Source organism: Marinifilum fragile (assembly GCF_963677365.1).
Lineage (GTDB): Bacteria > Bacteroidota > Bacteroidia > Bacteroidales > Marinifilaceae > Marinifilum > Marinifilum fragile.
Genome location: NZ_OY781962.1, coordinates 3,616,592 through 3,635,583, shown reverse-complemented (window position 1 = coordinate 3,635,583; position 18,992 = coordinate 3,616,592). Strand labels below are relative to the sequence as shown.

General features: G+C 37.1%; 15 protein-coding genes and 1 tRNA gene. 11 read left to right on the top strand and 5 right to left on the bottom strand.

Features of this window, described 5'->3' with window-relative positions; genetic code table 11:
• Positions 1-123: 123 nt before the first annotated feature.
• The 4 genes from ACKPCA_RS14490 (at position 124) to gltX (ending at position 6,681) form a co-directional block, all read left to right on the top strand.
• Positions 124-1,353 (top strand): 3-deoxy-D-manno-octulosonic acid transferase, encoded by a 1,230-nt coding sequence (locus ACKPCA_RS14490; protein ID WP_321279743.1) that lies wholly within the window; start codon positions 124-126, stop codon positions 1,351-1,353.
• 369 nt (positions 1,354-1,722) lie between these two features.
• On the top strand, positions 1,723-4,275 hold the full coding sequence (locus ACKPCA_RS14485) for an adenosylcobalamin-dependent ribonucleoside-diphosphate reductase (RefSeq protein WP_321279741.1): 2,553 nt from the start codon (positions 1,723-1,725) through the stop codon (positions 4,273-4,275).
• Positions 4,276-4,683: 408 nt separating this feature from the next.
• Complete coding sequence (locus ACKPCA_RS14480) at positions 4,684-5,070, top strand: response regulator (protein WP_054719388.1); 387 nt, start codon at positions 4,684-4,686, stop codon at positions 5,068-5,070.
• A gap of 78 nt (positions 5,071-5,148) precedes the next feature.
• Positions 5,149-6,681 (top strand): glutamate--tRNA ligase, encoded by a 1,533-nt coding sequence (gene gltX / locus ACKPCA_RS14475; RefSeq protein WP_321279740.1) that lies wholly within the window; start codon positions 5,149-5,151, stop codon positions 6,679-6,681.
• 179 nt (positions 6,682-6,860) lie between these two features.
• Here the strand turns inward: gltX and ACKPCA_RS14470 are convergent, their stop codons facing one another.
• Entirely contained in the window at positions 6,861-8,570 is a 1,710-nt protein-coding gene (locus ACKPCA_RS14470; RefSeq protein WP_054719632.1) for a glutamine--tRNA ligase/YqeY domain fusion protein, read from the bottom strand.
• Positions 8,571-8,825: 255 nt separating this feature from the next.
• Between ACKPCA_RS14470 and folB the strand changes: the two genes are divergently transcribed.
• The 3 genes from folB to ACKPCA_RS14455 all read left to right on the top strand — a co-directional run bounded on the left by folB (position 8,826) and on the right by ACKPCA_RS14455 (position 10,249).
• The gene (gene folB, locus ACKPCA_RS14465; RefSeq protein ID WP_321279739.1) at positions 8,826-9,176 is read left to right on the top strand and encodes a dihydroneopterin aldolase; all 351 of its coding nucleotides are present in this window, start codon (positions 8,826-8,828) and stop codon (positions 9,174-9,176) included.
• A 117-nt stretch (positions 9,177-9,293) separates the two neighbouring features.
• Positions 9,294-9,364 (top strand) — tRNA-Cys (locus ACKPCA_RS14460).
• A gap of 105 nt (positions 9,365-9,469) precedes the next feature.
• Positions 9,470-10,249, top strand: a complete 780-nt coding sequence (locus ACKPCA_RS14455) for a Mut7-C RNAse domain-containing protein (protein ID WP_321279737.1) — start codon at positions 9,470-9,472, stop codon at positions 10,247-10,249.
• 105 nt (positions 10,250-10,354) lie between these two features.
• On the opposite strand, the gene ACKPCA_RS14450 is transcribed toward ACKPCA_RS14455, so the two are convergent.
• A complete protein-coding gene (locus ACKPCA_RS14450; protein WP_321279735.1) occupies positions 10,355-11,119 on the bottom strand; it encodes a DUF6261 family protein in 765 nt (254 codons plus the stop codon).
• Between the two features lie 651 nt (positions 11,120-11,770).
• Between ACKPCA_RS14450 and ACKPCA_RS14445 the strand changes: the two genes are divergently transcribed.
• The 4 genes from ACKPCA_RS14445 (at position 11,771) to ACKPCA_RS14430 (ending at position 15,821) form a co-directional block, all read left to right on the top strand.
• Entirely contained in the window at positions 11,771-13,063 is a 1,293-nt protein-coding gene (locus tag ACKPCA_RS14445; protein ID WP_321279733.1) for a thioredoxin domain-containing protein, read from the top strand.
• A 262-nt stretch (positions 13,064-13,325) separates the two neighbouring features.
• Entirely contained in the window at positions 13,326-13,685 is a 360-nt protein-coding gene (locus ACKPCA_RS14440) for a hypothetical protein (protein WP_321279731.1), read from the top strand.
• Positions 13,686-13,942: 257 nt separating this feature from the next.
• Positions 13,943-15,067: a serine hydrolase domain-containing protein gene (locus tag ACKPCA_RS14435; protein WP_321279730.1), complete on the top strand. Its 1,125-nt coding sequence runs from the start codon at positions 13,943-13,945 to the stop codon at positions 15,065-15,067.
• A 400-nt stretch (positions 15,068-15,467) separates the two neighbouring features.
• A complete protein-coding gene (locus tag ACKPCA_RS14430) occupies positions 15,468-15,821 on the top strand; it encodes a rhodanese-like domain-containing protein (RefSeq protein WP_321279729.1) in 354 nt (117 codons plus the stop codon).
• 62 nt (positions 15,822-15,883) lie between these two features.
• Here ACKPCA_RS14430 and ACKPCA_RS14425 read toward each other — a convergent pair whose 3' ends face one another.
• The 3 genes from ACKPCA_RS14425 to ACKPCA_RS14415 form a co-directional block, all read right to left on the bottom strand.
• Positions 15,884-17,578 (bottom strand): M56 family metallopeptidase, encoded by a 1,695-nt coding sequence (locus tag ACKPCA_RS14425; RefSeq protein WP_321279727.1) that lies wholly within the window; start codon positions 17,576-17,578, stop codon positions 15,884-15,886.
• Between the two features lie 23 nt (positions 17,579-17,601).
• The gene (locus ACKPCA_RS14420; RefSeq protein ID WP_321279725.1) at positions 17,602-17,967 is read right to left on the bottom strand and encodes a BlaI/MecI/CopY family transcriptional regulator; all 366 of its coding nucleotides are present in this window, start codon (positions 17,965-17,967) and stop codon (positions 17,602-17,604) included.
• Between the two features lie 266 nt (positions 17,968-18,233).
• Complete coding sequence (locus ACKPCA_RS14415; protein WP_321279723.1) at positions 18,234-18,941, bottom strand: hypothetical protein; 708 nt, start codon at positions 18,939-18,941, stop codon at positions 18,234-18,236.
• Positions 18,942-18,992: the final 51 nt, after the last annotated feature.

Sequence of the window (18,992 nt, the reverse complement as noted above, 5' to 3'; positions counted from 1 at the left end):
AAACTGACTTTGGGTATTACAGGATTCGCTTCATTAATAACGAAATCTGATCTTTAAAATTATTAGTTTTGCAAAGAATAAATATAGCGAAGCTGTTCCGTTTAACACTAATTTTTTTCAAATATGGTTCTTTTTTACAACCTGTCGATTCGATTGTATGTTCTTTTAATTAGAATTGCTGCATTTTTTAACCCAAAAGCCAAACAATGGGTTGTTGGCAGAAAGAATGTATTTGTAAAGCTTCAGGAGGAAATTAATGGTGAAGAGGATATTGTTTGGTTTCATTCTGCTTCGTTAGGAGAATTTGAGCAAGGGCGACCAGTTATTGAGAGCTTTAAGGAGAAATATCCAAATAGTAAAATCCTTCTGACATTCTTTTCTCCGTCGGGTTATGAGGTTCGGAAAAATTACGAAGGGGCTGATTATATTTTTTATTTGCCTCCGGATTTTGCCAGAAATGCAAAGCGTTTTATGGATATAGTGAATCCAAAGATGGCATTTTTTATAAAATATGAGTTTTGGCATCACTACCTTAAAGAGTTGAAGAAAAGAAATGTGCCAACTTATATTTTTTCTACGATTTTCAGACCGGATCAGTTGTTTTTTAAAGGATATGGAAGTTTTCATAGAAAAATGTTAAGTGCATTTACTCATTTGTTTGTACAGAACCAGGAATCGGTAGATTTATTAAAAAGAATTGGTCTTTCGAATGTAACGCTTACCGGTGATACTCGATTCGATCGGGTATATACAATTGCAACTAATTCTAAAACTTTGCCAAAGGTAGAAGGATTTGCCCAAGGTAAAGAAGTGCTTATTGCGGGTAGCACCTGGCCAAAAGACGAAGAAAATATCATCAGATATTTAAATGAGACTAAAAATTCTTACAAGTATATTATTGCTGCACATGAAGTGGATGAAGATCATATCAACAACATTACTTCGAAAATTCAAAAATCATGGGTGAGATATACCAAGGCAACAAAAGAAGAAATTGATGCTGCAGAAGTATTGGTGATTGATTGCATTGGAGTGTTATCTTCCTTGTATCGATATGGGACCGTTTCCTATATCGGTGGTGGATTTGGAAGAGGAATTCACAACACTTTGGAGGCAGCAACCTTTGGATTGCCAGTGATATTTGGACCAAATTACCACAAATTTCAGGAAGCAAAAGATCTTATTGAAATAGGTGCTTCAAAATCTTATGAAAACTATTCTGAATTGAAAAATCTTCTTGATATCTTCTATGAAAATTCAGAAAAAAGAAACTTTTCAGGGCTTCAGTCTAAAAACTACGTAGATAAAATGCGTGGAGCTAGCGATAAGATTTTATTGGAAATTAAGGTCTGATGTTATTGACTTTTTTGAATGTTCAGGTTTTACTGAGGGTGCCACGTTTTTACTTTGTAATTTTATAAATCGCCTTAAAATGGTGATGAATGAATTTGTTTAAATCGAGAAGTTTTAGTATCTGAGAATATAAGGAAGATTTTCTTTTTGGACAACTTTTCAAAAAAAATAAAAAATTAAAAGACACAATATCAAGAAATTAACATGTTTTTGTGGATAACTTTTCATTAAAAAAAGATTTCTTTGTTGTACGGTAAGTGCAAGTTGTGTAACTTGCATATTACAAAAATGGACTGGGTGAAACCAGTCATTTTGCTGATATATAGAGACAAGTTATTCGCAGTAAGAACCACTTTTTTGAGAACCTGAATGGAAGTTAAAGAGAAGCAACAACAAGGAGAAAAAATGAAAGAGACTTTCAGCTCTGAAGAAGCCTTTCAAGCGTCTTTTAAATATTTTAATGGAGATGAATTAGCAGCACGTGTTTGGTTGAACAAGTACGCACTGAAAGATTCGTTTGGAAATATTTATGAAAAGACCCCGGATGATATGCATCGCAGAATTGCAAGTGAAATTGCAAGAATCGAAAAGCGTTATCCTAATCCTCTAAGCGAAGAAGAAATTTTCGCCGTACTTAAGGATTTTAAATATATCGTTCCACAAGGAAGCCCTATGTCTGGAATTGGTAACAAATTCCAAATTGCATCTTTGTCTAACTGTTTTGTGATTGGTAACGATGGTGATTCCGATTCATATGGAGGAATCATGAAGATTGATCAGGAACAAGTTCAATTGATGAAACGTAGAGGTGGAGTTGGACACGATTTATCTCACATTCGTCCTAAAGGTTCACCAGTTAAAAATTCTGCATTAACCTCAACGGGTGTTGTTCCATTCATGGAGCGTTATTCAAATTCAACAAGAGAGGTTGCACAAGACGGTCGTCGTGGAGCTTTGATGTTAAGTGTTTCTGTTAAGCATCCAGATTCGGAAGAATTTATTGATGCTAAAATGGAACAGGGGAAAGTTACCGGAGCAAATGTTTCTGTAAAAATTCACGATGAATTTATGCAGGCTGTATTGGATGGTAAACCATACACCCAACAATATCCAATTAATTCAGAAAATCCAACCTATAAGAAAGATATAGACGCAGGAAAGCTTTGGAACAAAATTGTACACAATGCTTGGAAATCTGCAGAACCAGGAATTTTATTCTGGGATACTATCGAAAGAGAATCGGTGCCAGATTGTTATGCTGATTTAGGTTACAGAACGGTTTCAACAAACCCTTGTGGCGAGATTCCTTTGTGTCCTTACGATAGCTGCCGTTTGTTGGCAATAAATTTGTACAGCTATGTAGAGAATCCATTCACTAAAAAGGCGAAGTTTAATTTCGATTTGTTCAAGAAACATGTGGCTCTTGCGCAAAGAATTATGGATGATATTATCGATTTGGAGTTGGAGAAAATTGATGCAATTATTGAAAAAATTGATTCAGATCCAGAAGGAAGTGAAATTAAGAGAGTAGAAAAAGATCTTTGGCTAAATATCAAAACCAAAGCTAACGAAGGTAGAAGGACAGGTGTTGGTATTACTGCCGAAGGAGATATGATTGCTGCTCTTGGTATGTGTTATGGTAGTGATGAAGCTATTGATTTCTCAGTAGAAGTTCACAAAACCATTGCAGTTGAGGCTTATCGTTCATCAGTTTATTTGGCTAAAGATCGTGGTGCTTTTGATATCTTTGATATTAATAGAGAAAGCAAAAACCCATTTATTTTGCGTTTGAAAGAGGCAGATGAGAATCTTTATGCTGAAATGAAAAAATATGGTCGTAGAAATATTGCTTGTTTGACCATTGCACCTACGGGAACAACCAGTTTGATGACTCAGACTACTTCTGGTATTGAGCCAGTATTTATGCCTGTGTACAAGCGAAGAAGAAAAGTAAACCCTAATGATAAAGATGTACGAGTTGACTTTGTGGATGAGGTTGGTGATAGCTGGGAAGAGTTCGTAGTATTCCACCACAAATTTGTTACCTGGATGGAAGCAAATGGAATTAATGCAGCTCAACACTTCACAAGCGAGGAAGTTGATGAATTGGTGAAGAAATCGCCATACTATAAGGCAACTTCGAATGATGTGGATTGGGTGCAAAAAGTTCGTATGCAAGGTAGAGTTCAGAAATGGGTAGATCACTCGATTAGTGTAACTGTAAACTTACCTTCGGATGTGCCAGAATCATTGGTTGGTGATTTGTACGTTGAAGCATGGAAGAGCGGTTGTAAAGGTTGTACAGTATATCGTGATGGATCTCGTTCAGGAGTTTTGATCTCTAATGATAAAAAAGAGGAAGAGACTAAAATTGTACCTGAAAAACGTCCTGTTGAGTTGGAAGCAGAAGTTGTTCGTTTCCAAAATAACAAAGAGAAATGGATTGCCTTTATCGGTTTGTATAAAGGACAGCCTTACGAAATTTTTACCGGTATTGCTGATGATGAAGAAGGTATCTTGTTACCAAAATCAGTAAATAAAGGAATTATTATTAAAAGAAAGGATGATGAAGGGAATACTCGTTACGACTTCCAGTTCTGTAACAAACGAGGATTCAAAACCACATTCGAAGGCTTGTCTTACAAATTTGATAAAGAGTTTTGGAACTATGCGAAACTGATTTCTGGTGTATTGCGCCATGGCATGCCAATTGAGCAAGTGGTAAATCTTGTTTCTGGTCTTCAGTTAGATAGTGAAAATATCAATACATGGAAAAATGGTGTTGAGCGTGCACTTAAAAAATACATTCCGAATGGAACTAAAGCAAAAGGTATGATATGTGCTGATTGTGGTTCAGATCATATTATTTACCAGGAGGGTTGTTTAATTTGTCAGTCTTGTGGGACATCAAAATGCGGATAACTACTTAATAAATAACATACCACTTTTAAATAAAGGAGTCTTTTAAAGACTCCTTTATTTGTGTCAAGTTTTAATTGCTGTAAATGACATCTGTTTTGAATTATAAGTAAAATTGTTTCAAAAAGCTTGTATTGTAAGTAAAAAGTCTTATTTTTGTTTCAATCAGTTTAGATTTCAGTTTTAAAACTTATAAATATAAAGTTGATTGCAATGTCAACAATGGTGAGTTCAAGAAATTGACACATGACTGTTTAAATTTATTTCTGTTGTTAGGGCTTCTCTACGAGAAGCCCTTTTTTTGTATGTAAAAAAGTTCATATTAAATTCGGTTTTTTTTTGTCTTATCATAAAATATTCTAACTTTGGTATAAGACAATCACTTAATGAATAAAAAAGACGATACAGCATATGAATTTCTCCTCTGAATACAATTGGGAAGGTAAAGTGTTACTTGTAGCAGAAGATGAAGATTTTAACTACATTTTTCTTGAAGAAGTGCTTACGGATACCAATGCTCGTTTAATTCGAGCCAAAGATGGAGTAGAAGCCATTCGACTGTTTGAGGCGAATCCTGAAATAGATTTGGTTTTAATGGACATGCAAATGCCTGTTATGAATGGTTATGATGCAACTCGTAGCATCAAGAAATTGAATCATCAAATTCCTATAATTGCACAAACAGCTTACCATTATGGCGAAGCATATGAAGAGATAATGGCTGCCGGCTGTGATGATTTTGTGACAAAACCTATTGATATTAACGGGCTAAAGGACGTGATTGCTCGATTTATTTAATTCTATCATTTTTAATTTTACGCATTAAATTTCTTTTTCCATTTTCTTATCTTTGCTGCGGAATTAACGGATATAAAAATGAGCGAAAAGAAAGTCAGAGTTCGATTTGCACCAAGTCCAACCGGACCGTTGCATATGGGTGGTGTAAGAACAGCCTTATTTAACTATTTATTTGCGAGAAGGCACAATGGTGAATTTTTGTTGCGTATCGAGGATACCGATCAAACAAGATATGTTCCAGGAGCTGAAGATTATATTGTAGAAGCACTAAAATGGTGTGGAATAGCAATTGATGAGGGAGCTACTGTTGGTGGTGAATATGGTCCTTATCGTCAGTCGGAACGTAAGCCAATGTATCGTGAGTATGCCGATCAGTTGATTGCTTCGGGTGATGCTTATTATGCATTTGATACTCCTGAGGAGTTAGATGAGATCCGTAAAAAATGTGAAGAAGAAAAGAAGACTTTTATATACAATCACGAAACTCGTGAAAATTTGAATAACTCATTGGCATTACCTGCCGAGGAAGTTCAAAAAAAGATTGAAGCTGGCGAGTCATACGTAGTTCGTTTTAAAATGCCTGTTGGTGAAGAATTACACATGGATGATGAAATTCGTGGTCATGTAGTATTCAACACATCTACTTTGGATGATAAAGTATTGTTCAAATCGGATGGAATGCCAACTTATCACTTGGCGAATGTGGTAGATGACTATTTGATGAAGATTTCTCATGTAATTCGTGGTGAAGAATGGTTGCCATCGATGCCATTGCACGTGTTGCTTTACAGACAACTTGGGTGGGCTGATAATATGCCTAAATTCGCACACTTGCCGTTAATTTTAAAGCCAGTTGGTAAAGGAAAATTAAGCAAGCGCGATGGCGATAAATTAGGTTTCCCAGTATTCCCATTGTTGTGGACTGATCCTAAAAGCAATGAAATTTCTTCGGGATACCGTGAAGATGGATATTTCCCAGAAGCTTTCGTAAACATGTTGGCTTTCTTGGGTTGGAATCCAGGAACTGAGCAGGAAATCTTCTCGATGGAAGAGCTTTCACAAGTATTCTCGTTAGATCGTGTGAACAAATCAGGTGCGAAGTTCGATCCTGAGAAAACCAAATGGTACAATCGCCAATACTTGTTGAACAAATCAGATGAAGAGATTGGTGGCTTATTTACCGAAGAAGTGTTAAAAGCAAAAGGGATTGAAGCTGATCAAGCTATTGTGAATCGCGTATGCGGAATGGTTAAGGATCGTGTGGATTTTATTGCTGAACTTTGGGACCAGGTGAATTTCTTTTTCGAAGCGCCTAAAGAGTACGATGCCAAGACTGTGAAAAAAGGATGGAAAGAAGATACTTCAGCTTTAATGGTAGAATTGAAAGGTATTTTGGAAGGAATTGAAGATTTTTCATCTGCAAACACCGAGGAAGTGGTAAAAGAATGGATCACTTCGAAGGAAATTGGCTTTGGAAAGGTGATGAACCCATTCCGTTTGGCTATGGTAGGTGCAGGTAAAGGACCTCACATGTTTGATATTATCGAAATTCTTGGAAAAGAAGAAACCATTGCTCGTTTGGATTTTGCAATGGAGAACATCAAAAATTAAATTTAGAATGCTAGTGGTTTAAATTACTAGCAAAGGATATATAGACCACCTCTAAAATTAGAGGTGGTTTTTTATTTTATGCAGCATGGGTTTTAACCCGGGGCTTTCAATTTTATCAATAAAAAAACCTGCCAGAAAAATCCCAGCAGGTTTATATTGTCATTTAGCTTGTAGCTAATTTATTTCTTCTGTGCTTTTGCCCAAGAATCTTTTAAAGAAACCGTACGGTTAAAGATCAATTGATCAGCAGTGGTATCCTTATCAAGCGAGAAGTATCCCAAACGTGTGAACTGGAAGTGATCTTCAGCCTTAGCGTCTTTTAAGCAAGGCTCAACATAACACTCTTTTAAAACTTGCAAAGAATCAGGATTAATGAATTCCTTGAAATCTTTGTCTTTGTGTCCGTCAGGAGCTTCGTCGTTGAATAAACGATCGTACAAACGAACTTCAGCTTTAGCTGCATGTTTTGCAGATACCCAGTGAAGTGTACCTTTTACCTTGCGCTTGCTCTCTTCGGTTCCGCTACCACTCTTCGATTTAGGATCGTAAGTACAGTGAATTTCGGTGATGTTTCCATCAGCATCATACACAGCTTTCTCACACATTACAATGTAACCAGCCTTTAAACGAACCTCACGACCCGGAGTCATTCTAAAGAATTTCTTAGGAGCATCTTCCATAAAGTCATCACGCTCGATGTACAGTTCGCGCGAGAATGGAATTTCTCGAGTTCCTGCATTCTCATCTTCAGGATTGTTATCAATGGTCAACCACTCTTCTTCTCCTTCAGGATAGTTGGTGATTACCAATTTTACAGGATCCAACACACCCATTACGCGAGTTGCAGTTTTGTTCAAATCTTCGCGAACACAGAACTCCAATAATGAAACGTCAATTACATTGTTACGTTTTGCAACACCAATGATATCGGCAAAATTGCGAATTGAAGCAGGAGTATAACCTCTACGACGCAAACCAGAAACAGTTGGCATTCGTGGATCGTCCCATCCATTTACGTGACGATCGGTAACCAATTCCAATAACTTACGCTTACTCATTACAGTGTAGCTTAAGTTTAAGCGAGCAAATTCGCGCTGCTTAGGTCTGTATTCGGTATCAGTAATATTATCGATAAACCATTCGTAAAGCGGACGGTGAACTTCAAACTCCAAAGTACAAATTGAGTGAGTAATGCCCTCGATATAATCCGACTCGCCGTGAGCATAGTCGTACATTGGGTAAATGCACCACTTATCGCCAGTACGGTGATGATGCGCATGCATGATACGATACATCAAAGGATCGCGCATGTGCATGTTTGGTGAAGCCATATCGATTTTAGCACGCAATACTTTTTCTCCATTCTTAAATTCTCCATTCTTCATTCTTTCGAATAAATCAAGGTTTTCCTCAACGCTACGATTACGGAAAGGGCTTTCGGTTCCAGGAACGGTTGGTGTTCCTTTTTGCTCTGCAATTTGCTCAGCAGTTTGATCATCTACATAAGCTTTGCCATCTTTAATTAGCTGAACTGCCCAATCGTATAACTGATCGAAATAATCAGAAGTATACAATGGATCGCCATCCCACTGGAAACCTAACCATTTGATGTCTTCCATAATAGAATCAACATACTCTGTGTCTTCCTTAACTGGGTTGGTATCGTCGAAACGTAAATTACATTTTCCCTGGTATTGTTGGGCAAGGCTAAAGTTTAGGCAAATTGCCTTTGCGTGACCGATGTGAAGATACCCATTTGGTTCTGGTGGGAATCGGGTGTGTACTCTTCCATCATTTACATTGTTTTTCAGATCTTCCTCGATGATCTGTTGGATAAAATTCAGAGATTTTTCGTTAGCACTCTCGTCCTTTACAGTTTTGTTATCCATGTTTTTCAATTTAAAATGATACAATGATTTGCCTCGGATTCGATTGAATCCTGCCTTGCTTTTCGTTTCGAAATGCACAAACATAAATTTACAATAAATCTTTACATCTGTACCTGATTGAAAACGAAAAAACAAAAGTAGTTAAAATCCCAAAAACCAAAACCCAAAACCCAATTTTTGTGATTTGGAATTTGGCTTTTGGAAATTGGAATTTCTTATTTTAATTTCGCCCCAGAATATCAACAACAAACAGAGATGGGAATTATCGAATTGGAAGGCATGGAGTTTTATGCCTATCACGGATGTTTTAAAGAGGAGCAGATTGTAGGGAACAAGTTTACCGTGTATGTGCGCATGGAGTACGATGAAACAAAGGCTGCCCAAAGCGATTACATTGGCGATGCTTTAAACTACCAGCGTGCCTACGAAAAAATTAAGGAGCAACTGCAAATTAAATCGCATTTGTTGGAGCATGTTTGCCAGCGAATTTTGGATATGTTGTACGAAAACTTCCCAGAATTGCAGCATGCAAGCGTAAAAGTATCGAAAATGAACCCGCCAATGGGTGGACAAATCGAAAAAGTGAGCCTTACGCTAAGTCGTTAAGCTATTGATTATGCTGGCTTTGCATTTTGAGTGTAAAATTTTTGTTACAAAAGCTAGCAAAAAGTTTGCACAGGTAAAACAGAAATTTATATCTTTGCAACGCCTTTAAGGAGATAGGGTCTCTTGGCCGAGTGGCTAGGCAGCGGTCTGCAAAACCGTCTACGGCGGTTCGAATCCGCCAGAGACCTCTGGAAAATTCGAATAAAACCTCATTTGCTAATGCAGATGAGGTTTTTTGTTTTTAGATATTTCTGACTTTCCTGCATTTTCCCCATTCTTTTGTAAATTGAAGTATGACCAGGGAGAATTCCATAAAAAAATGTTTCCTGTTTCGCTTTTATGCGGAGCTGAACGACTTTCTGCCCTTGCATCGCAGGCAAAGAGTATTCGAGGAGTGGTACAAAACCCCAATCTCAATTGGAGATACGATGGTGTCGATGGGAGTTCCTTTCTCTGAAGTGGATCTCATATTGGTAAACGGAACATCGGTGGGAATGAACCACATGCTGTGCGAGAACGATCGCATTTCGGTTTACCCTAAGTTCGAAAGTCTGGATATTTCTGCCAATAGCAAGTTGAGGGAGAGACCCCTGCGGGAAAGTAAATTCATTTTGGATTGCCACTTGGGCAAACTGGCCAGATACCTACGCATGCTGGGCTTTGACTGCCTTTACAAAAACCACATGGACGATGATGTTATTATTGAAATTGCCAAACGCGATGATCGAATCATCCTCACGCGTGACAAGCTGTTGTTGAAATCGAGTAGGATTACCCATGGTTACTACGTGCGTGCTATTGAAAAGCATGCTCAATTGAAAGAGGTGGTAGAAAAATTTGATCTCTACAGTCAGTTCAAATCCTTTAGCCGTTGCATGACCTGCAACCACCCACTACAGGCAGTATCTACAGAAGAAATCCTTCACAAAATTGATGAAGACACGGCTCAAATCTTTCAGGAATTTTACTTGTGTCCCGATTGCAACAAGGTGTTCTGGAAAGGATCTCATTTTAAGAGAATGGAGGAGTTTGTAAGGAGATTAGTATGTAGTCGTAATTATTCCCGAGGTTAAACTTTAATTAATTAGCTTTAATAGCTTTCTATTCTGTTACGAGTTTTTTACTCATCATATCACAAAAAAAGAGCCCCGAAGGGCTCAACTACTAAAATGTCTGAACTACTCAGCAGCCTCTTCGGCTGGAGTTTCTTGATCTTCCGTTTTAGGAATCGTTTTTTCTTCAGAACTGGAACGGCTCTTAATTAGCTTGTTATATTCGTCAACCAGTTCGTTAATCAGTTTGATTACTTTATCGTATTCACCGCCAGTGCTCAGTGTTGCGTAGGCTTGCAAATAGTTTATCAGATTGCGGTAACTTGCAGTAATACCTACTCTTAGCTCTATGGCTGTGGCCTCAGGATTATCAGCGTTTTCTTCTATTCTGGCCAGGTAGCGTTGGTTAAAGTTGGTGTTAATGTTTTTTAGCTCCGTTTTCCAATCGCTCAGATTCAAGGCTGTTATTGCATCAACATACTTCTGATCGCTTTCCCATTTTTCAATCATGCTGTTAATGGTAGAGGTTTCGGCTTGGTAGTTCAGTCGGGTAATTCCCGAACCATAATGGTCAAAAACTTTGCTCAACAAGTTAGCAGCCAAACGAATCGAATCGTTGTAATGATAGGTGTAGGATTTCACCTGCAATTCGATTCCATGTAGTGCGCTATCTCGCTTGGCATCTAATTCTTGCAATTCGGCCGTGATTTCTGAACCCAATTCAGGTTTGTAATAGCTGGCTAAAGTAGCAACCAGTGCATGCAAATCGTCGTATTGCGATTTTACTTTCAATATCTCGGGATCGTTGGTCCCTAAAATTTTTAAAAAGTCTTGATAGAATTGAATAAATTCATTTAATCGAAGACTAGGGTAATTAATAAATGAAAACATAAATAAATGTGATTGGTTAATAAAACAGAATGAATTTACAAATCTAAAACGAAGAATTAAAAGATTTTATGTATTATCTATTGTTAAAAATAGTTAAATCCTGATATAATCCTTATGTTCTCTAGGTTTTGGCTTATTGTAAAACGATCGATAATATGACTTGTAAAGCTTGCTGCAGTCTGCGAGATGCATTACAATACCTTTGTAAACCTTCCTGCAATCTGCAGGGGGCATTACAATACCCTTGCAAACCTTCCTGCAACCTGCAGGGAGTATTACAATACACTTGTAAATCTTGCTGCAACCTGCAGGAAACATTACAATACCCTTGCATAACATCCTGCACATGGCAGAGGCAAATGCAAGGCATTTGTATGTGCTGTTGCAGTAACACAGCCTACACAAAATCTGATACATTACTTACTAGGATGCCTGTGAAGCAAAATTAAGGGTTGACAATACTTGGTAGAAATGGTAAATTAGATAGACTTTTTTTACTCATTTTTCTGCTGGCTTTGTGTGCACGATGTGTGAATTGATTTTTCTGAAATGATGGCCATTCCCAAAGCTTTATTCTCTGGTAGCGGTAAATATGTATTACGATTACCGTTTGATGATCTGTGATTATTACTCATCTGTAAATGAAAATTCATGAAAAATTTGAAGTATTGGTATGCATTTTCATATCTGCTAATAGCAATTGGAATTATTGTGTCGTTTTATCTTTTAAACACTCATTTTAACATGACAGCAGGAAAGTTCGGGGAATCAGACCTATGTTCTGTTGTCTTTGGCAAGTCGTGTAAAACAGCCTTATATAGCAGTTATGCAACTTTTGCTAAAATCCCGATTGCTGGATGGGGAGCAATCTATTTTATTTCACTCGCTTTATTCCTGGGGCTTGGAATTTGGTTATCGAGTTCACTAAAAAAGACAATGCTTATTACAGCCTTTTGGATTTGTGCTGTGAGCTTATTTGCCAGTCTTTTCTTTATTTATAAGATGTTAGTATACCCGGTTTTGTTTTGTCCTTTCTGTTTTGTGATTCATGTATCCAACTTATTGCTTTTTTTCTTTTTAAAGAAGTTAACAGAAACCAGTTTCTCGGATTTGTTCAAAGCCTTAATACAAATGTTGGCTTTGGTACTTTTGGGCAAAAAAGAGAGTTTATCTTTTAAAAACTGGCATGCTCTTCCATACATTATTGCAATTTGCCTGGTCTTGGTAATGTATCAATGGATAAGGATACAAGGGCTGAGCATTAATATGAATAAGTTGGCAAGTTACGATCCACTTGAGGAACTCCTTAAATTCGATTCAATTCCGGCAGCTAATATCTCCGAATGGAGTGGGGAGCCAATTTTAGGTCCTGTTGATGCCCCGGTATCTATGGTGGTTTACAGTGATTTTCAATGTTCAATGTGTGCTATATTTGGAAAGAGTTTTACTGAGCTCATCAAATGTAATGAGGGTAGACTAAATATTCGGTATAAATATTTCCCTTTAAGTTCCTCGTGTAATCCCATTGCAAAATATGATATGCATCCTAATGCGTGTGAGGCGGCCAGAGCGGCTCAAGCGGCTCATCAGCAAGGAATGTTTTGGTCTTACCATGATTCATTATTCAACCAAAATCTGAATGATGTTGAACCGGATGTATTTATTCATATTGCCAATTCATTAAAGCTCAATTTAGAGCAATTTAATCACGAACTCAACTCTGAAACTTGTCAGCAAAAGATTGCTGGCGATATACAGGAGGGAGTGGATCTTAAACTTGATGGAACTCCAAGCGTGTTCCTAAATGGAAAAAGAATTTACGATCTTCGTCCTCAAAACATTAATTTCCTAATCAAATATCTGTCTAATAATTTGAATAAAACGGATGCGACCAGCATTCAGGATTCAATCTATTTAACTGAAAAATTTTCGGGTGATGACTAAAGGAAAACTTGAAAAATATGATAAGTTATAATTATTCTTAAACTTTTATTTCTATTTATTTGACAATTAATTTCATAGCACTTGCTTAATCTTGATCATCAAATGAGTTCGAAACAATATGTAAATTTAACATGTTCATAAAAAGCTGATTATAAGCACAAAGGGGGCATTTAAAAAATAGATATAACCTTGACATCCTAATTTGATTGTGGTAAATTTGAGATTATTTTTTTAATAGTTTTCACTTTAAAATTTAGGAATTATGAAAAATGTTTTTAGAGTTTTGGCGATTTGTTTGGTGTTTGGTGGCGTTTTTGCTCTTTCTGGTTTTAGTGCAGATGATAACAATGCTGCAGTTGTGATAAAGGATACTGCTTGTGGTGTAATGAACGGTGATGGTGGTTTTGAACTTGTTGAAGGTAGAATCACTGTTATGAATAATGGTGGAGTGACTAATTTTATTTGTAAAGGAAAAGGAGTGCCTAACTCAACAGGACAAGCTGTGAAGTTCAATTTTGAAAATACAGGAATTCTTTGTAATACTGCTGGAGGTGCAACTGATGATTGGCAAAATGTAGTATCCGCTAGTGGTAATGTTACCCTGCATTGCAAAGTGCATTAAAATTTAAAATATTGCATTGATTTTTATTTAGGATGGATGATCTATAATCGTCCATCCTTTTTTAATTGTATGAGAATGTTCGAGTCTTCTTTATATTCTCTCCATTAGTTTTGGAAAGAGGCATATTATAAAATAGTGGAAGTTTTTATTAGGGATTTGTTGGAATAAGCAGATCTAATTAGATATTCAATTTTATGATTAGATTTTTTAAGAAAAACATATTACCTTACAGGTAGTTAACCCAATTCAACCACGCTATGAAAAAACAATACCTCTTTCTTCCCCTATTTTTGATTCTAATATTCTCTTTTTGTTTCCACGGATTTTCGCAGTGTACCTATCAGCATAAGCTCGATAGTATTGTGCAGTTGTTGGATATGCCTGGTGCAAAATTTTCCATCATTTACCAGGATGGACGACGGGAAAACTATGTAACAGGTTATTCGGATTCTATCCGTAAGGAAAGAATGAATTTGCAACATGTAATGTTTTCGGGAAGCATAGGGAAAACTTATGCTGCAGCAGTTTTGTATCAGCTGGTTGAGGAGGGTAAGGTTGATTTAAAGGAGAAGTTTTTTAACTACTGCCAGGGGGAGTGTTGGTTGTCGAAATTGCCAAACATTGGAGATATCACCGTGGAGATGTTATTGCAGCATACAAGTGGTTTGCCGCGCTATATCGAGAATGAACAGCTGTGGATCGAGATCAAAAATAATCCCGATAAGGTATGGACTTACAAGGACCGACTGCAGTATGCATTTGATATGGAAGCGGTGCACAAGGCAGGCGAGGGCTGGGCTTATTCCGACACCAATTATTTGTTGATTGGAATGCTGATTGAGAAGGTTACGGGTATGAATTACTACGAGGTGGCCAATGCCAGGATTTTAGCCCCACTGCATTTTAAAGAAACCTATGCGGCTACCCGTCGCGATATGCCACGCTTGCCAATTGGCTATTCGGGTTTGGATGCCTTTTTTCACATGCCAAAGCAGGTTGTGGTTGAGGGAAGGTATGTTATGAATCCGCAAATGGAATGGACTGGAGGAGGATATGCATCTACTACATCCGACCTGGCAAAATGGGCCAAGTTTTACTACGAGGCACTGCCATTTTCTGATGAAACGCTACAAAAAATTGTGACGCCTAATCCCAATGGACTTATAAGTGAGTATGATTCTTATGGTATGGGCAGTTTTATTTTTAAAAGCGCGCATGGCAAAGCCTATGGTCATACGGGGTTCGTTCCCGGATTTCGTTCCATTTTCCTGTATTATCCAGAGCAAAAAATTGCCGTGGCTTTTCAAACCAATTGTGATTCTTACAAAGGTAAAATGACCCTATTGCACTGTGTCGACGAAATTTTGAAGGCGGAGTTTTGATGGATCATTGATTTCTGGGCATTTTCGAAATGATTTTTTCCCTTTTAGGGAAAATCCTGATAAGGAAAAGGGTGTTTTTAAGAGAAATATAATCAAAAATACACCCTTCTGGCTGTCGCCATCTCCCCTGGAAGGGGAGAATTTAGAATTAAACGATTGTATATTTAATTCTCTGTCGAATTATTTTCAGGAAAATAAATGTGAATTAAGAGACACTGATTTCAGTTCATTGATAATTGTTCATTTTTTATAATTGATCTGTATAAGCCAATGTAGAGGCATCTCTTGCTGCTTGATGAGGCTTGGCTGATGAAAATTTTTAAATTTGGTAGTTGTTCAGAAGGGCTGTAAATAGAGCCTTTCAAGAGTTTTGTTCCCCTGTTTTATTAAACTATTGAATATGAATATTTTTACAAACAATGATAATGCACCCAAAACGAGTTTTACCGCTTTGGAGTTGATGGAGGAGTTGGAAAAGGGTTCGGATATCTTACTGATTGACATTCGTGAACCGCATGAACTGGCAAAAGAAGGTATCGAGAATTCCATTCACATTCCGATGGGAGAGATTCAAAATAAGATTCCTACCCTGCCTAAGGATAAGGATATTATTATTTTCTGCCATTTGGGATTTAGAAGCAAGCAGGTACGAAATTACTTGCGTAAAATTGGATTTCACAAGGCAGCACATCTAAAAGGTGGATTGTACAGTTGGAATCGCCAACTAAAGAAAATGAAGGCAAATGCTTATTAATGTATAAAAGGAAAGCTCAATAATTTGGTTTATTGAGCTTTCTTTATCAACATTATTTATAACTACTTGGCAGGAGTTTCCACTACACTCATTACGCCGGAATAGTTAATTCTTTTGATGCCCGCATTTCGGACTTGTCTTTTGATTTCTTCAATTGTCTCCTTATTGGTTTTAGGATCGAGAACACGGATTTCGGCAAGCGATCGGTTTTTGTTTTGTACCAAAGCTTTTATTCTTTCTTCGATAAGGCTTAGCGCACATTTTTTCTGATCGATAAAGATTCCTTCCGTGGTAATTCGGATATCTACTGAATTGGCAGAATTTTTAATGGCTGTAAAAGGCGCGATGCGGATTGGAACTCTTTCATTAATTTCCAATTGCTGTGCATCCGATAATTGAAAGTAATCCTTCCCAAACAGCTCTTGTGCTTTTTCTGATCGCACTTCTAGGTAGGCTTTTCCAAAGGCTTGCATGCTATTGGCAACATCATCTTTTGGCGTGCCCCTGTCGATTTGATAGCTGATGGCAAGTTGGTTTACCTTTGCCGATTTTCCATTGCTCAATTTGCTTTCAGCCGTTTCAGGATTGGATTCGTTCCAATAGTCTTTACCTCTGATAAATGATATTACAATGGTTTTTAGCTCTGTTTTTGATACCAATTTCCCGTTTACCAGTAGAGCACCACGTTTGTTTTGCAGTACGGCCAAAACATTTCTTTTTTTAATTGGTCCTAGCTTCCAGCTTAAATCGGCTTTGTGGGCAGGCTGTTTGCCATAGAAAATGCCAGCATTTAGGTTTTCGATATTTTCATATCGCCATTCCTTTAGCCACGATTCACTATCGTTGGCCTGAACCATGAGAGCAGGCAGAGTATTTACCTTTTCACTTACTTTTGGATTGGCAAATGCTTGTAAAAGCAGAAATCCTGCAGGTAAAAAGAGTAGGGTTTTTGCAACGCTCCATCGTAAAAATTGTTTCTTTTTCATCATTTTAATTCGTTTTGAGATTGAACCTTGTTTGAAATGATTTGCTGAAGCAAAACGTCTTTTGCCTACAGCTTTTTCCAAAATCAACAGTTGATATTGTGTTGCATCGATGCCAGATTTGAGTACGGCCTGATCGGCCTGAAATTCGTGAACCAGTTTTAACTCCTTTTTCAATAACCATGCAAATGGATTGAACCATTGCAGAAAACAAACCAGTTCCATTAAGATTACATCGTATGAATGATGCATCCTTAGGTGTGCTTCTTCGTGCAGAAGAATAGGAGTTTTGTTGTTCTGGTAATCTTGTTTTGAGAGTACAATGTATTTCCAAAACGAGAATGCCTGTATGTTATCTTTTACAATTGCCAGTAGTAAATTTTTATAGACTTGTATGTTGGCTTGCTTTAGCCATTTAAAAATGCTTTTGTAGGATAGCAAGAAACGCAAGAAAAGCAGAATAAGGACTAGTTGGTAAATCAAGACATACCAATTTACCTGATGTGTATGACTTATTTTATCTGTCGTTTCAAGAGATGTGCTGTCGTTTACGCCCGTTTCCACCAATGGCAATTCAATAAATTCCCGAACCATTATCATTGGGGTAGAATCGATCTCACTACCAGGAATCATATTGGCCAGCAGAGGTATTGTAAATGAAGCACCCACCGATAGCAGAAGTACCAACCTTTTGTAGGCATGTCTACCATCTCTACTCAACAACAATTTGAACAGAAAGTAGAAAAATGCTAGGCCAATACCTGTTTTTATCATGTATGTAATAAAACTAAACAGCATTATTTGTCTTTATTGTCTTCAATGTCCTGTATTAATCTTTTCAGCTCGTCGATGGATAGTTTCTCTTCTTCAACAAACATGGATACTACTCTTTTGTAAGAGTTGTCGAAGTATTTTTTAACCACATTTCCCATGGTTTTTTTGCGATATTCTTCTTCGGTAATGGCAGCATAGTAACGATGGGTTTTCCCAAAGGTCTTATGAGCGATGAATGATTTTTCCTCCAAAGCTCTCACCATGGTCGATAGGGTATTGTAGTGTAATTTCTGATCGGGAAAGATTTTCTGAAGTTCTTTTACAAACATTGGACCTTCGGTCCAAAATAATTTCATAATCTCCTCTTCTTTTTGTGTTAACTTCTTCATTTCGCAATATATTTTAATCAAATATAACTATAAAAAATAGTTTTACAACTAAATCGATAGTTTAAAAACTAGAAAATATAGTTTATAAACAATAAGGGCAAACTGAAAGTGCTGTAAATGCTGGGAAAGGCAAACTGAAAAATTTTTTCAAAAATATTCGAATTCTGAATGTGTTGATTTGTTGAATGATATCAACTAGAAAGAAAAGAGGCTTTGGTAAACTGTGAACCAAAGCCTCTTCTGTCTTTTATAAATTTAATATTTGCTTACACAAATTTCTCTCTGCGTTGTAGGTTGATTAAACTCCACAGAATGGTAATAAGCGAACCAATTATTAGCATCATTCGATTTTGGTACAATACATTTTGCCAGATGGTGTAACTCATATCGCCAGGAACGTTAAAAGGGTTTAGAAAGATGTTCCATTTGCTGTATTGCAAAGGTTCGGCCAGTATCAGAAATACCAATCCTAAAACCACCATGACGACGGCTGCTCCACTTGCATTTTTAATTAAGGTGGTGAGCAAAAATGCCAAACTTGCCAAAAATAGCAGGCAATACATCAGCTCGTAAACCATATGAAATACATCAATCTTGATTACCAGAAACACCGTTAACCACGACATTAAAAACATTAGCGATACGAGTAAGAGAACGCTTAATGCAAAACGTACCAGGTAAACTTTGTATCGGTAATTGGGAATTCCGAATAGAATTTCGAGCATTCGGGTATCCTTATCGCTTTGAATGATATAGATTACCGGATAAAAGAGGATCAGTATTCCTGGGAAAATTAAGCTCGTATAAATATCCGACTCATCGGGACTAGAATCTGTAAATAGCATGATGCCCATAACCATAAAAAAGAAGGCGAAGGCTGCTACCAGAAAATAGATGAATTTATTCGCAAATATGATCTTCACATTGTAGCGAACAAAGTCTGTTATGAGTTTTATTTGTTCTATTGCTTTCATGTTTTTTGTTTTTAACCACAAAGACCAATCAAAGTAGTTTCACTTCGTGAT